10 protein-coding genes are annotated in these 14,342 nt (G+C 52.2%); 6 read left to right on the forward strand and 4 right to left on the reverse strand.

Annotated elements, in window-relative coordinates; translation table 11 throughout:
* Positions 1–95 precede the first annotated feature (95 nt).
* Positions 96–371, reverse strand: a complete 276-nt coding sequence (locus FOE74_RS18610; protein ID WP_149100137.1) for a hypothetical protein — start codon at positions 369–371, stop codon at positions 96–98.
* A 113-nt stretch (positions 372–484) separates the two neighbouring features.
* Positions 485–757 carry a hypothetical protein gene (locus FOE74_RS18615; RefSeq protein WP_149100138.1) on the reverse strand — a complete coding sequence of 91 codons (273 nt, stop codon included), beginning with the start codon at positions 755–757 and terminating at the stop codon, positions 485–487.
* A gap of 195 nt (positions 758–952) precedes the next feature.
* Here FOE74_RS18615 and FOE74_RS18620 point away from each other — a divergent pair, with 195 nt between their 5' ends.
* The 5 genes from FOE74_RS18620 (at position 953) to lpdA (ending at position 9,829) form a co-directional block, all read left to right on the forward strand.
* On the forward strand, positions 953–2,566 hold the full coding sequence (locus FOE74_RS18620; RefSeq protein WP_149100139.1) for a hypothetical protein: 1,614 nt from the start codon (positions 953–955) through the stop codon (positions 2,564–2,566).
* Positions 2,567–3,251: 685 nt separating this feature from the next.
* On the forward strand, positions 3,252–6,014 hold the full coding sequence (locus FOE74_RS18625) for a 2-oxoglutarate dehydrogenase E1 component (RefSeq protein ID WP_149100140.1): 2,763 nt from the start codon (positions 3,252–3,254) through the stop codon (positions 6,012–6,014).
* 31 nt (positions 6,015–6,045) lie between these two features.
* Complete coding sequence (locus FOE74_RS18630) at positions 6,046–6,417, forward strand: four helix bundle protein (RefSeq protein ID WP_308422733.1); 372 nt, start codon at positions 6,046–6,048, stop codon at positions 6,415–6,417.
* Positions 6,418–6,487: 70 nt separating this feature from the next.
* Positions 6,488–8,119: a 2-oxoglutarate dehydrogenase complex dihydrolipoyllysine-residue succinyltransferase gene (odhB, locus tag FOE74_RS18635; RefSeq protein ID WP_149100141.1), complete on the forward strand. Its 1,632-nt coding sequence runs from the start codon at positions 6,488–6,490 to the stop codon at positions 8,117–8,119.
* 306 nt (positions 8,120–8,425) lie between these two features.
* Positions 8,426–9,829: a dihydrolipoyl dehydrogenase gene (gene lpdA, locus FOE74_RS18640; RefSeq protein ID WP_149100142.1), complete on the forward strand. Its 1,404-nt coding sequence runs from the start codon at positions 8,426–8,428 to the stop codon at positions 9,827–9,829.
* Between the two features lie 97 nt (positions 9,830–9,926).
* On the opposite strand, the gene FOE74_RS18645 is transcribed toward lpdA, so the two are convergent.
* Together FOE74_RS18645 and FOE74_RS18650 are read right to left on the reverse strand one after the other, a co-directional pair.
* On the reverse strand, positions 9,927–11,483 hold the full coding sequence (locus tag FOE74_RS18645) for an OmpP1/FadL family transporter (RefSeq protein ID WP_149100143.1): 1,557 nt from the start codon (positions 11,481–11,483) through the stop codon (positions 9,927–9,929).
* A gap of 20 nt (positions 11,484–11,503) precedes the next feature.
* The gene (locus FOE74_RS18650; protein ID WP_149100144.1) at positions 11,504–12,580 is read right to left on the reverse strand and encodes a hypothetical protein; all 1,077 of its coding nucleotides are present in this window, start codon (positions 12,578–12,580) and stop codon (positions 11,504–11,506) included.
* A gap of 201 nt (positions 12,581–12,781) precedes the next feature.
* Here FOE74_RS18650 and proS point away from each other — a divergent pair, with 201 nt between their 5' ends.
* A complete protein-coding gene (proS, locus tag FOE74_RS18655; protein WP_149100145.1) occupies positions 12,782–14,260 on the forward strand; it encodes a proline--tRNA ligase in 1,479 nt (492 codons plus the stop codon).
* The last annotated feature ends 82 nt before the right edge of the window (positions 14,261–14,342 follow it).

Below are 14,342 nucleotides of genomic sequence, written 5' to 3' on the forward strand. Positions count from 1 at the left end.
TAATAAAGAACTTTAATATTAACATTTTGGGCAAGAAAAAACTCCGCCTAATGCCTTAAGCGGAGTCTTTTACTGAAGAGAGAAGGGAAGGTCTGTTAGCGCACTTCCTCTGCCTCATTGAACTGATGGTTGCTGCCGTAAGAAACCAGCACAATGGCTCCAATGGCCACTGCTGCCACAGACAGCACCAATTGTACGGGCGTCAGTTTCTGCCGTACCTTCAGCAGCATTTTGCCAGCGTCTGACAGCAGTTCTGGCAGTGACTCATGGTTGCCTTGGTAAACGCTTACAATTGACTCCACGGTTTTGGCGAAGTCTTTTGGCTGTACAAGCTGAGGGGTTTGGGAAGAAGTATTCTGGTTTTGTTCCATGGTAGTGGTGTCTCTGATGAAAATCGGTTAAATAAAGAATCCCGGCCTGCGCTGGAGCCGGACCGGGATTTTTATACGCAAATACTGACGCTTAGGTCATGCTTTTTTGCAAGTTATGCCACTTGGCCACCCGCGCTGCGAACGGCTTCGTCTATTTTCTGGATGATCTTGTCTGGGCTGAACATCATACTGGCCGGAAAGCTGACCTGTACGTTGTTGATCTGCAGGGTCTGAGAGTTTTCTTCATACGCATAGTCGGCGGTGACGCCTTGCTTGGACACCCGCCCGCTGTTGCCTGCCAACTCAATGCCGGCGGCGCCTAATTTGCCTTTCAGGTTGTTGTACAGATCTGGGGTTATACCTGTGTAGGTAGCACTGTTTGCCATAATTATAGACTTAAGGTTTTGGAAGAATTGTTTTAACGCAGGCGCCAACCGCAAGGTTGACTTCTGGCCGTTGAGGTTAAAGGTATAAGTTTTCCGGCGGTTTTCAGTAAGGCAGGGCTAAAAGGCCGGTGGCAATTTGCCTGAACCTTTCCGGCCGTTTTAAGGTAAAGCTGAACTCTAAATTTAACCGCGTACATGAAGAGAAGGATTTTACTGGCACTGGTGGGGGCGCTATTCCTATTTGGGTTGGTGGACTTTCTCTTTCCCCAGCCTCCCGCAGAGCATGCCCCTGTGCCAGCCTTCCTGGGTAACGCCAGCCTGCTGAACAACCCCCATGACAGTGTGCGGGTAAGTGCCGGCAGCCACTACCAAATCAGCAAGGTGGGGGCCTTCTTTCTGGGCAAGCATTACCGTGATGTATGGGCGGTGCCGGTCAAGGCGAAGGTGTTCCACATGAAGGAGTTCCAGGGTGGGCTTTTGATAGAGAAGCTGGGCGGCGGCATGCAAACCACCAGCCTGACCCTCACTGACACCTTGGGCCGCCGGTTTGCCTTGCGTTCCTTAGACAAAGACCCCATCAGTGTGCTTCCGCCTTTCTGGCGCAAAACCTTTGTGGGGGCTTTTGTGCGGGACCAGATCTCGGCCACCAACCCCTATGCCGCCCTGGTGGTGGCGCCGTTGGCCGAAGCAGCAGGCATTTTCCATCCTTCGCCCCAGTTGGTCTACGTCTTGCCCGCAGATCAGAGCTTCAAGCAATATTCAAACCTTTTCGGGAACAAGCTTTTTCTGCTAGAGGAAAAGTTCTCCACCAAGACCTCCCTCACTGAGAAATTTGGGGCGGCCTCTGATTTGGTGAGTTCTGAGGAAATGCTGCAACAGCGCTTCGGGTCTAGCCGGCACCGCATTGACCAGTGGGCGTTTGCCCGGGCGCGCCTGCTAGACCTCTTGATCAGCGACTGGGACCGCCATGAAGGGCAGTGGGATTGGGCCGTGTATGCGCAGGAAAACGAGTTCTGGTACAAGCCGGTTCCCAAAGACCGTGACCAGGCACTCTGCCGCTATGATGATGGATTGATACCTTGGCTGGCCACCCGTAAATTCGCAGCCCGCAAGTTTGAGTCGTTCCATGAGGAATTCAAGGATGTGTTTGGGCTCACCATCAATGCGGCTTTCCTGGATGCCCGGGCCCTCTCTGAGGTTTCTTTGGTGGATTTCAGGCGGCTGGCACGGGAGATGCAGCTGGCGCTCTCTGACTCTGTTTTGCGGGAGGCTGTGCGCCAGATGCCCCCTTCGGTGTATGATCTGGTGGGCGAAGATACCTTTCAAAAGCTCAGAAGCCGCCGGCAGTTGCTGGTGCAGACCGCAGAGGAGTATTATAAGATCTTAGCCAAAGAGGTAGCCGTGGTGGGTTCAGATGAGCCGGAGCGGTTTGTGGTGCAACGCCTTTCACAGGGTAGAACCGTGGTAGAGGTATTCCGGTTGGGCAAAGGGAACATGAACGGTGCCAAACTCTACAGCCGTACCTTCTTTGCCAGCGAAACCGAAAGAATCAACCTCTATGGGCTCAAGGGACATGACATTTTTGACCTCAAGGGTTCTGCCGCCAAAGGAAGCTACGTCTATCTATACGGCGGGGCCGGCCAGGACCAGGTCACCGACAAGTCTACCGTGGAGGGCTGGCGCAAGAAGACCGTAGTGATAGATGATGTGCGCGGGGTGCAGGTACAGGCCGGGCCAATTACCAAGACCCAACTTTCTGAGGCCGCCGTAGATGTGCCTTCCTTTGCGCGGGTGCGCAACCGCGAGTAGCGTCTCTGTTTAAGGGGTGATTTTGTCAAAAGGCCGTGAAATAAGGGTAGAGCTAAATCTAGGAATAAGTAGGTTTTTGGTTATTCCCTTCCTTAGGCGTGGATGCCCTGCGCATTAATAACCACATTATATATAGGCCCTTCCTGTCATTTCTCTAAGCCAGCCACTTAGCCTTTATTACCCCTTAATTTCTGATTTTGGGCCTGTTTCTTGAAAAGTGTGCCTAAATCATGAGCATTCCCTAATTCATAGCATAAAACGAGACTTCATCTGAAGCAGCCTCTTTCCCTTCTCTCACTCATCCTTTCTCACTAATTCTCTCAATCACTCCTTCTCTCAATCATTCAATCCTTTCAAGGCCCTGCCTGCAATGATGTAGGTTTGGGTGCGTTCCCTGTAGGAATGAGATCAACTACTAGGGGGGTTGGCAGGAAAGAAAGAAAAAGCAGGAATAAAAGGGCTACTTCTGCTAAAGGTTTGTCCCTTATCTATTTATCTATAATTTCGCCTAAACCACGATTTTTCCGTATGCCATACATGATTTTGACAAGCAAAGGCAGAGGAGCCCGTAACTAGGGTGGTGAGAGGTGACAAGGCCGCATATTTGCCTATGCGAATTTAGGGCTATGTTTAATGGGCATCATTTTATAATTTGCCAATAATTAGGTAAGTACTAGTAATTCTTATGGATAAATACTCATATATAGCCAACGCGCACGGAACCTATATTGATGAACTGTACAAGCAGTATCAGCAAGATCCGGCCTCAGTTGAGTTTGGCTGGCAGAAATTCTTTGAAGGGTTTGATTTCTCCCAAAGCTACCCTAGTGAAAACGGCGAAGCCACCACAACCGCAAAGCCTGCCACAGGTTCCACCACGGGTGGCGCCTCTGTGGGGGAAGTAGAAAAAGAAATCCAGGTACGGAATCTGATCTATGCCTACCGTTCCCGCGGTCACCTGCGCTCTAACACCAACCCGGTAAGACCCCGCAAAGACCGCAAGGCCCTTCTGGACCTGAAAGACTTTGGCCTGTCAGAGGCTGATCTGGATACTAAATTCATCAGCGGCGCAGAATTGGGCTTAGGCACCGCTCCTTTGCGTGACATCTTAGCCACGCTTAAGAAAATATACGAAGGCACCATCGGGTTTGAGTTCATGTACATCCGCGACCCGGAAGTGTTGACTTGGTTCAAGCAGAAAGCCGAAAAGGAATCAGTGGCTTTCAACCCTTCGCCAGAATACAAAAAACGCATTCTGTCTAAGTTGAACGAGGCAGTGGTGTTTGAGAATTTCCTGCACACCAAGTTCCTGGGCCAGAAACGCTTCTCCCTGGAAGGCGGGGAAACCACCATTCCGGCCCTGGATGCCATCATTGACAAAGGCTCTGAATTGGGCGTAGAGGAAGTGGTGATCGGTATGGCCCACCGTGGCCGTTTGAACGTGCTGGCCAACATCATGGGCAAAACCTATGAGCAGATCTTCTCTGAGTTTGAGGGAACAGCTGTGCCGGATCTGACCATGGGTGACGGTGACGTGAAGTACCACATGGGCTTCTCCAGCGAGGTGAGCACGCCATCTGGTGGCAAAGTGAATCTGAAACTGGCTCCTAACCCTTCTCACTTAGAAGCGGTGAACCCTGTGGTAGAAGGCTTCGTGCGCGCCAAGCTGGACTCTATGTATGGCCGTGACACGAACAAAATCCTTCCTATCCTGATCCACGGTGATGCGGCCGTGGCCGGACAAGGCATTGGCTACGAGGTTACCCAGATGGCCAAGCTGGAAGGCTACAGCACCGGCGGTACCATCCACTTCGTGATCAACAACCAGGTAGGTTTCACCACTGACTTTGAAGACGCCCGTTCTTCCATCTATAGCACTGATTTAGCCAAGATTATTGACGCGCCAGTACTGCACGTGAACGGTGATGACCCGGAGGCCGTGGTGTTCGCCGTACGCCTGGCTACTGAATACCGTCAGAAATTCCACAATGATATCTTCATTGACATGGTGTGCTACCGCCGCCATGGGCACAATGAGGCAGATGAGCCTAAGTTCACGCAGCCGCAGCTGTATAACCTCATCTCCAAGCATGACAATCCAAGAGAGGTTTACAATAAAGACCTGATCAGACGCGGGGAGCTAGACGCCAAGGTAGCCGAGGAGATGGACAAAGAGTTCCGTCAGATGCTACAGGACCGTCTGGACATGGTGAAGCAAAAGCCGTTGCCGTACAACTACCAGGTGTTGGAGAAAGAATGGCAAGAGCTTCGTAGGTCAAAACCAGAAGATTTTCACCAATCGCCGGAGACGGGTATCTCTCTGGAGGCGGTGGAGAAAGTAGGGAAGGCGTTGACCACGCTGCCTGAGAACTTCAAGCCCCTCAAGCAGATCGAGAAACTGACCAAAGAGCGCCAGGACATGTTCTTCGGAAGCCGTTCGCTGAACTGGGCCTCCGCTGAGTTACTGGCCTACGGTTCTATCCTGTTAGAAGGTAAGATTGTGCGCATGAGTGGACAAGATGTGCAGCGGGGTACTTTCTCGCACCGTCACGCTGTGTTGCATGACGCCAATACCAGTGCCGCCTATACCAACCTGAACCACATTCAGGAAGGCCAGCAGAAACTGCAGATCTACAACTCCCTCCTGTCTGAGTATGGCGTGCTGGGTTTTGAGTTTGGCTATGCCATGGCCAATCCCAATGCCCTCGTGATCTGGGAGGCTCAGTTCGGTGACTTCGCCAACGGTTCACAGGTCATGATTGACCAGTTCATCTCTTCCACGGAGTCTAAGTGGCAGCGCATGAACGGCGTGGTGATGCTGTTGCCGCACGGCTATGAAGGCCAGGGACCGGAGCACTCCAATGCCCGCCCAGAGCGCTTCCTTCAGCTGGCGGCTGAATACAACATGTACGTGACCCAGTGTACTACCCCGGCGAACTTCTTCCACATGCTGCGCCGCCAGTTGGCCACGCCGTTCCGGAAGCCATGTATCCACATGTCGCCCAAATCCATGCTGCGCCACCAGAATGTGATGTCTCCGGTGGAAGATTTCACCCAAGGCTCATTCCAGGAAGTGATCGGTGATACCTACGCTGATGCCAAAGCCGTGACCAAGGTGTTGCTGTGTACCGGTAAAGTGTACTATGACCTGTTAGAGGAGCAGCAGAAAACCAACCGCCAAGATGTAGCCATCATCCGGATGGAGCAGCTGCATCCGTTCCCGGAGGTACAGCTGGACCGTGAGTTGAGCAAATACCCGAACGCGCAGATCTTCTGGGTACAGGAAGAGCCCTACAACATGGGTGCCTGGACGTATATTCTGAGCGTGATGCGCAAAGGCATTGATGACGTGGTTTCCCGTAAGCCAAGCTCATCGCCTGCTACTGGTTACAACAAGATCCACCAGAAAGAGCAGCGCGCGGTAGTAGAAAAAGCATTCAACATCTAAATAATTAAGAATTAGGAATTAGGAATTAGGAATGATGAAAGAGGAGAACGTTCTGTTAACCAAAAGTTACAGCTTTGCCGTTCGAATCATTAAGTTGTACCAGTTCTTAACCGAAGAGAAGAAAGACTATACCATTGGCAAGCAAATACTAAGGAGCGGAACCTCTATAGGATCAAATGCAGAGGAAGCCATGGGTGGTCAAAGTGACCGAGACTTTGTGAATAAACTATCTATCAGTTATAAAGAAGCCAGGGAGACCCATTATTGGTTGAGGCTGCTGAGAGATACAGGTTATCTGACAAAGGAACTTGCTTTTTCTCTCTTGAATGACTGTGAAGAATTATTGAAAATCATCGGCTCTATTTTGAGGACGATGAAGGGTAAGGGTGATTCAAATTCCTGATTCTTAACTTATTAAAAAGCAACATAGGAATTCTTAATTCCTAATTCTTAATTCCTAATTAGAAAAAGATATGTCATTAGAAGTAAAAGTGCCGGTAGTTGGCGAATCCATCACGGAAGTAACCATTGCCAAATGGCTCAAACAAGATGGCGACCAGGTGGCCATGGACGAAGTGATCTGTGAACTGGAGTCTGACAAAGCTACCTTTGAGTTGCCCGCCGAGGCTGCCGGTATTCTGAGAATAAAAGCCCAGGAAGGTGATACTATTGCCATCGGAGAAGTAATCTGTAGCATTGATGGTGCTGCGCAAGGCACTTCTGCGCCTCAGCCTACCACCGCCGCCAGCCAGGATAGCATCACAGAATCTAAAACCGTGACCGATCCTCAGAGCACCGTTGCCGCTGAGAACACGCCAAGCCAGGGAATCCCTAACCAACCTCAGGGTGGCGGAGCCGGAACCGGCCAAACCCTGGAAGTGAAAATCCCAACGGTGGGCGAGTCTATCTCAGAGGTGACCATTTCCAAATGGCTGAAAGCCGATGGCGACCAGGTTTCCATGGATGAGGTGCTGTGCGAGCTGGAGTCTGATAAAGCTACGTTTGAACTACCCGCCGAAGCGGCAGGTGTGCTGAGAATTGTGGCCCAGGAAGGTGATACCGTTGAGATTGGCGCAACCATCTGCCGCATTGAGGTAGGAGCCGGTTCTGGTGTTTCTACCGCTTCCGCTTCCCAGGCAAGTGCTCCGGCTGCCCAGCCCGCTTCTGCTCCTTCTTCTGGTGCCACTACCTATGCCAGCGGAACGCCCTCACCGGCCGCGGGTAAAATCCTTTCTGAGAGAGGCATCAACGCCGGTGACGTGAACGGCACCGGCCGTGACGGTCGCATCACCAAAGAAGATGCCCAGAACGCCCAGGCCCGTCCGGCCGCTCCGGCTCCGCAACCAGCCGCTGCTGCGCCTGCCGCCAAAGAAGCTTCGGCTCCTGCTCCGGCTGCCCCAGGTGCCCGTAACAGCCGCCGTGAGAAAATGAGCTCATTGCGTAAAACAGTTGCCCGCAGACTGGTGTCCGTGAAAAACGAGACGGCCATGTTGACTACCTTCAATGAGGTGGACATGAAGCCCATCATGGACATCAGAGCCAAGTACAAAGACAAGTTCAAAGAGAAGCACGAAGTAGGCTTAGGGTTCATGTCGTTCTTCGTGAAGGCGTGTACGGTGGCGTTGCAAGAGTGGCCGGCCGTGAACGCCCAGATTGACGGCACCGAGATGGTGTTCAATGATTTCTGCGACGTGTCTATTGCCGTATCTGCCCCTAAGGGTCTGGTAGTGCCGGTGATCCGCAACGCGGAGAGCCTGAGCTTAGACGGCATTGAGAAAGAAGTAGTAAGATTAGCCAAGCGGGCCCGCGAGAACAAACTGGGCATTGATGAGATGACCGGCGGTACCTTCACCATCACCAATGGTGGGGTATTCGGCTCTATGATGTCTACGCCTATCATCAACGCTCCGCAGTCGGCTATTCTAGGTATGCACAACATTGTGAACCGTCCGGTAGCCATCAACAACCAGGTGGAGATCAGACCTATGATGTACCTGGCGCTTTCGTATGACCACCGCATCATTGACGGTCGTGAGTCGGTGAGCTTCCTGGTGCGCGTGAAAGAGCTGCTGGAAGATCCAATGCGCTTATTACTGGGCGTTTAGTAAACAGACTTTGTTAAGGAGGAGTAAGCGAAAGGTTTGCTCCTCCTTTATTTTGATTGGCAACTAAAGAGCTATTGCCGCGCTGCTATTTCCTTTTGTCATCCAGAAAGGGTCTTGGTGGAGAACTGTGATAGCGCTTGAATAAAGATTTTCTGGCTGGCCCACAAGATCCTTCCAGGATGACAGGGGCAGAGGCCTTTTAGGCCAGATTTTGCGAAAACAGGGTTAAAAAGTTGTAGCGTTTTTCTTCTGCAGCATAAGTTTTAGAGAACGAGGAAGTTCTTCCTCTTTAAAAAAGAAAATAAAATGAAATACGATGTAACGGTAATTGGTTCAGGCCCCGGAGGGTATGTGGCGGCAGTTCGTTGTGCGCAGCTGGGCCTGAAAACAGCCATCATTGAAAAATATTCCGTCTTGGGTGGTACCTGCCTAAACGTAGGCTGTATTCCCTCCAAAGCGTTATTAGATTCATCTGAGCATTTCCACAATGCTGCCCACACGTTCAAAACGCACGGTATTGAGCTGGAGAACCTGAAGGTGAACCTGGAGCAGATGATCGCCCGCAAAAGCGACGTGATCAAGTCTAACAACGACGGCATCGCCTACCTTATGAAAAAGAACAAGGTAGACGTGTACAACGGCCTGGGCTCTTTCGTGAACAAGAATACCATCAAGATCGCCGGCCAGGACGGTGCAGAGCAGCAGATAGAAACCGATAAGGTAATCATTGCCACGGGTTCAAAACCGGTGAACCTTCCGTTCCTGCCCCTGGACAAGAAACGCATCATCACCTCCACGGAAGCCTTGACCTTGAAAGAGGTGCCCAAGCACATGATCGTGATTGGCGGCGGCGTGATTGGCCTGGAGTTAGGTTCTGTGTATGCCCGTCTAGGTGCGAAAGTGTCAGTGGTAGAGTTTACAGATGCCCTTATCCCTACCATGGATCGTTCTTTAGGCAAGGAATTACAGCGTGTTTTAAAGAAAACGCTTGGTTTTGAGTTCTTCTTCGGGCACAAAGTGACCGGGGCAGAAGTACAGGGCGAAAACGTAGTGGTCACCGCCGAGTCTCCCAAAGGCCAAACCGTGACGTTTGAAGGCGATTACTGCCTGGTTTCTGTGGGCCGTAAACCCTACACCGAAGGCCTGGGCTTGGAGAATGCCGGCGTACAGCTAGGTGAGCGCGGTATGATTGCCGTAGACGACCATCTTCAAACCAACGTACCCGGTATCTACGCCATTGGTGACGTAGTGCGTGGCGCTATGCTGGCCCACAAGGCGGAGGAAGAAGGCGTGCTGGTAGCCGAGCTCATGGCGGGGCAGAAACCGCACATCAACTACAACCTGATCCCGGGCGTGGTCTACACCTGGCCGGAGGTAGCCGGTGTTGGTTTCACTGAGGAGCAACTGAAGCAACAAGGCACCGCTTACAAAGCAGGTTCTTTCCCCTTCAAAGCCTCGGGCCGCGCTAAAGCGTCTATGGACACCGACGGTTTCGTTAAGGTGCTAGCCGATGCCAAAACGGATGAGATCCTGGGCGTGCACATGATCGGGCCCCGCGCCGCAGACATGATCGCCGAGGCCGTGGTGGCGATGGAGTTCCGGGCTTCCGCTGAGGACATTGCCCGAATGAGCCACGCGCATCCTACCTATACCGAAGCCATGAAAGAAGCTTGTTTGGCGGCTACCGAGAACAGAGCCATCCATATCTAGTTTCCGGGGTATTTATAAAAAGAGAAGGCCGTTCCTGCAGCAGGAACGGCCTTCTCTTTTTATGCTTGATTTGGCTAAAATAGCCTTGAAACACAGGTTAAAAATTCCAGCCCACAGTAGCGATGAGGTTGGTGTTTTTGTGGGTAGTGGTAACCAAAGGAACTTCCGCATCTCTGTATACAGAACCGGCAAGGCCAGCTTCCTGGTTGATATAAGGGCTATAAAGGCTCTTGTAGTTGCTGTATACCAATGCTGCGTCTACAAAGAAGTTGGTTTTCCGAATTCCCACCCCGCCTGTGAAATATGTTTTAGCCTGGCTTACTTCACTATCCTTGAACGGGTCTCCTGACACTCCTACACCTGCCCTTAGCCTAAAGACATCCAGCCTGGCTTCGCCCCCCAAACGATAGTTGAGAGCGCTCTGGTACTTGTTGCGGCTGGCATTATTGGCTTCTTGGAAAGACTCGCCGTCAGCGTTCAACCGAGCGTTGCTGTAGTCTACATACTCTACATCAGCTGAAATAAAGCCGTTTTTGCCCAGGAATACCGCCGCGCCGCCGCTAGCCCTGAAAGGAGTGGTCAGGCTATATTCAAACTCTCCTGGAACAGTTGCCGCATACTCCGTGTCGCGGTCAAATACTCCTGGGGTATAGTTCACCGTAAGATTCGTGCTATACCTGTCTGTTAGGTTGTACCACGTAGGCGTTTGTACCGTGAAACCTAACCGTAACACATCTGAAGGCCGAAAGATGGCTCCTACCTTCAACATTACCCCTGTTCCTTCTGTGAGGAGCTCGTCCATGAGGGTGAGGTCCTGTAAGGCGGACTGCTCGTTCTGTGCCTGAGTTGGGCCAGATTCAAAGTAAGTTCTGGTACGTCTGAATTTGATAGAGCTAACTCCCAGAGAGGCGCCTAAGAAGACTTTGTCCCGGAAGCTGGTGCCATAAGAGAAATCCCATTGGTTCTGGGAGCCAGTGGTGTTTATACTTTCACTGAAAGGTGTTTGAACCAATACGCGCTGAACATCCTCATCTTCGTTTGCGGGAGTGAAGGAGTAGTCAGGCGGATAATAGAAGTTTCCAATTTCATCATAGTTGATAAGACCGGTGGCAAAGGCTAAGTCCTCAATGTTAAAGTTCTCGTTTGTGTTGGATACTCCGTATAGATTGGCCAATTGGTCTGCATACTCTGCAAATTTGAGGCCTCCGGCAGGATGGGTGCCTCCGTAGGTCTGCCGTTCGTTGAAATTATTCAGCCGGGTGTAGCCAATCCCGAAGGAGCTGGAACGCCAGTCGCCTTCCTCATCGTCTGCCTTGCGGGTGGTGAATACCGCGGAAAGCCCTGGGATATTCAGGTTGTTGCGGCCGTTGGTAAGCGTGGAGCCATACACCGAGCTGGAAACATCATTGACATTGACGCCCGCAGACACTGTGATCTCAGAGCGTCTGAAAAGCCCCAGCCCCGCCGGGTTAGAAGAGAAGGAACCGGCATCGGCGCCAAGGGCTACGTTGGCGCCCCCCAATCCCATGGTGCGGGCCGTGCCACCAAAGTCTGTACGGGAGTAACGGAGGGCATCTACCTCATTCTGGGCAAAGCCCTTCCCGGCACTGCCTAGCAACGCTAGACAGGCCAAAAGAAAGCTATATCGTTTCATGTAAATTTGAAGAAGGGGGGTTAGTTTCTGCCTCTGCGGCTACCTCCAGAACTGCTTCCGCCGCTGCTGCTGCCAGAGGAAGAAGAAGAGGATGACCGGGTAGGCGGGGTGTAAGAAGGACTTGGCTCATAAGAGCGGGACCGGGACTCAGACGTTCTGGTTGGCGTAGGCGTATAGTCTACCCGTTGCCGTCTGGTTGGTTGGGTACCCTCAGAGCTAGTCCTGGAGTTGCTGGGGGCGTTAATGATTTGAGGTTGGCTTTGGCTGCCAGTAGGATCAGCTATCTGCCGGCGGCGCGGCTGAATAGTCGCGTCTCCGTTAGACTGACTGGCCGTGCTTCTGGTGGAACGGGTTCTGTAGCCTGGTTCCACAGACGCGTTGCTTGATCTGCTGGTGCCCGGGGCAACCGAGTTGTTACGCCCATTACGGGAGATGTTGCGGTTGCTGCTTCCGGTATTGGCGCTGCGGTCATCCCGGCGGCCATAAGACACCCGGTTATTGGCAATCACGCGATTACTGCCATAGTAGCTGTCATAGTAGCCCCCGCCATAGCGGTAAGGGTTGTAGCCGTAGCCATATCCGTAGCCATGCCCCCATGGGTTGTAATACCGCCCAAAGCCAAGGCCAATACCAATGCTCAGGCCTGGTCTCGGCCAGAAAGGATCGTACAAGGCCAAGCTTGCCATACTTGGTCCGTAGAAAGGATCATACCAAGGGTCCATCCATGGGTTCATCATCATGGCCCTGGAGTAATAGCGGCCCGGAGAATAGAAAGGCGACCCATACGCGTAGAAAGGGTTCCCGAAAGGGGCATCATAATAAGAGTACTGGTAAGGAGTGTTGCTGCTCCGGCGGCCGCTCTGGGCGTAGGATTCAGGATCGCTGACCCGTTCCGTGATGTCTTCAGAGCCATCCGTAACGTATTCGCCTTCAGCAGATGGGTCTGCGGCCAGCGGCTCTACGTAGGTTACTTTGTCTGAAGAGGAAAAGTACACATCATCTACCTCACTGGTCTGTAAGTTGGAAGAGGTGCTACACCCGGCGGCCAGAAACCCCAGCAGCGGCAGTATTAGAAGCCTTTTTGTAGTATATTTCATGGAAGTATAGTAGTTGGTAATGGATGCTAGATCAATTCACGAGCCCAGTCACACGAGTATCCGGATCGCCAACGTTTCTATTCAGATATATTAACGTATTTTTGAGCCGAAAAGGTATGGATTCTCCTGAATTAGGAGCAAAATCTGTGCCGCGTTATTCGTGTTTCGCTATATATTTCTTATCTATCAAAGATACAAAAAATGAGCAAAGGGTTGCCTAAACGAAGTGAGGATTATTCACTCTGGTATAATGAGTTAGTGAAAAAAGCCGGCCTGGCCGAAAACTCGGCCGTGCGGGGCTGTATGGTCATAAAACCATACGGGTACGCCATCTGGGAAAAGATGCAGCGCGTGTTGGATGATATGTTCAAAGCCACCGGGCATTCCAACGCCTATTTTCCCCTATTTGTACCCAAAAGTCTGTTTGAGGCCGAGGAGCAGAACGCGGAGGGATTCGCTAAGGAATGTGCTGTGGTCACCCACTACCGCCTGCAGAATGATCCCGATAAACCCGGCAAACTTCGGGTAGACCCCAATGCCAAACTAGAGGAAGAGCTTATTGTACGCCCTACCTCAGAGGCCATCATCTGGAGCACCTACAAAGGCTGGATCCAAAGCTACCGTGACCTTCCCTTGCTCATAAACCAATGGGCCAACGTGGTGCGCTGGGAAATGCGGACCCGCCTGTTCCTGCGTACCGCCGAGTTCCTGTGGCAGGAAGGGCACACCGCCCACGCCACCGCAAAGGAAGCCGTGGAAGAAACCGAGCGCATGCTGCACGTATACGCCGACTTCGCCGAAAACTATTTAGCCTTGCCGGTGATCCGTGGAAAGAAAACCGCGAATGAGCGCTTCGCCGGGGCCTTGGATACCTACTGCATTGAAGGCTTGATGCAAGACGGCAAAGCCCTGCAAGCCGGAACGTCCCACTTCTTGGGGCAGAACTTCGCGCAGGCGTTTGACGTGAAATTCGCCACCAAAGAAGGCAACCTGGAACACGTTTGGGGCACCTCTTGGGGCGTGAGTACCCGTTTGATGGGTGCTTTAGTGATGGCCCACTCAGACGATGAAGGCCTGGTATTGCCTCCAAAGCTGGCGCCTATCCAGGTGGTGATTGTGCCTATCTACAAAGGCGAAGTGCAACTGGCGCAGATCTCTGAGAAGGTTTCCGGCCTGAAAAAACAACTGGAGGCCAAAGGCATCTCAGTGAAGTTCGATGACCGCGACACCGAGCGCCCGGGCTTCAAGTTTGCCGAGTGGGAATTAAAGGGCGTTCCGGTACGCATCGCCATTGGCGGCCGTGACCTGGAGAACGGCACCGCTGAAGTGGCCCGCCGCGATACCAAAGAGAAAAGCTCGCAGCAATTTGATGACCTGGTGAACACCATTCCGGCCCTGCTGGACGAGATGCAGGCCAACATCTTCCAGCGCGCCTTAGACTTCAGGGAAGCCAACACCACCAAGGTGGATTCTTATGAGGAGTTCAAGCGTTTGCTGGATGAGAAACCCGGTTTCATCCTGGCTCACTGGGATGGTACCCCCGAAACCGAGGAACGCATCAAAGAAGAAACCAAAGCCACCATCAGGTGCATTGGCCTGGACACGCCGGAAGAAGACGGTGTGGACATGGTGACGGGTCAGCCTTCCAAGCGCCGGGTGTATTTCGCGAGAGCGTACTAAACTGACCGGGAAAGCCGCTACTGCGTTTTCTTTATCCAATGAAATAAAAACGGGACCGCTGGTAAAGCGGCCCCGTTTTTAT

Origin of the sequence: Rufibacter glacialis (genome assembly GCF_008271745.1) — a bacterium.
GTDB lineage: Bacteria > Bacteroidota > Bacteroidia > Cytophagales > Hymenobacteraceae > Nibribacter > Nibribacter glacialis.

Excerpts from the sequence above, each read along its gene's own strand:
- FOE74_RS18650 (WP_149100144.1), bottom strand. The coding sequence starts at position 12,580 with ATGAAATATACTACAAAAAGGCTTCTAATACTGCCGCTGCTGGGGTTT.
- FOE74_RS18615 (WP_149100138.1), bottom strand. The coding sequence starts at position 757 with ATGGCAAACAGTGCTACCTACACAGGTATAACCCCAGATCTGTACAAC.
- lpdA (WP_149100142.1), top strand. The coding sequence starts at position 8,426 with ATGAAATACGATGTAACGGTAATTGGTTCAGGCCCCGGAGGGTATGTG.
- FOE74_RS18620 (WP_149100139.1), top strand. The coding sequence starts at position 953 with ATGAAGAGAAGGATTTTACTGGCACTGGTGGGGGCGCTATTCCTATTT.
- odhB (WP_149100141.1), top strand. The coding sequence starts at position 6,488 with ATGTCATTAGAAGTAAAAGTGCCGGTAGTTGGCGAATCCATCACGGAA.
- FOE74_RS18610 (WP_149100137.1), bottom strand. The coding sequence starts at position 371 with ATGGAACAAAACCAGAATACTTCTTCCCAAACCCCTCAGCTTGTACAG.
- FOE74_RS18630 (WP_308422733.1), top strand. The coding sequence starts at position 6,046 with ATGATGAAAGAGGAGAACGTTCTGTTAACCAAAAGTTACAGCTTTGCC.
- proS (WP_149100145.1), top strand. The coding sequence starts at position 12,782 with ATGAGCAAAGGGTTGCCTAAACGAAGTGAGGATTATTCACTCTGGTAT.
- FOE74_RS18625 (WP_149100140.1), top strand. The coding sequence starts at position 3,252 with ATGGATAAATACTCATATATAGCCAACGCGCACGGAACCTATATTGAT.
- FOE74_RS18645 (WP_149100143.1), bottom strand. The coding sequence starts at position 11,483 with ATGAAACGATATAGCTTTCTTTTGGCCTGTCTAGCGTTGCTAGGCAGT.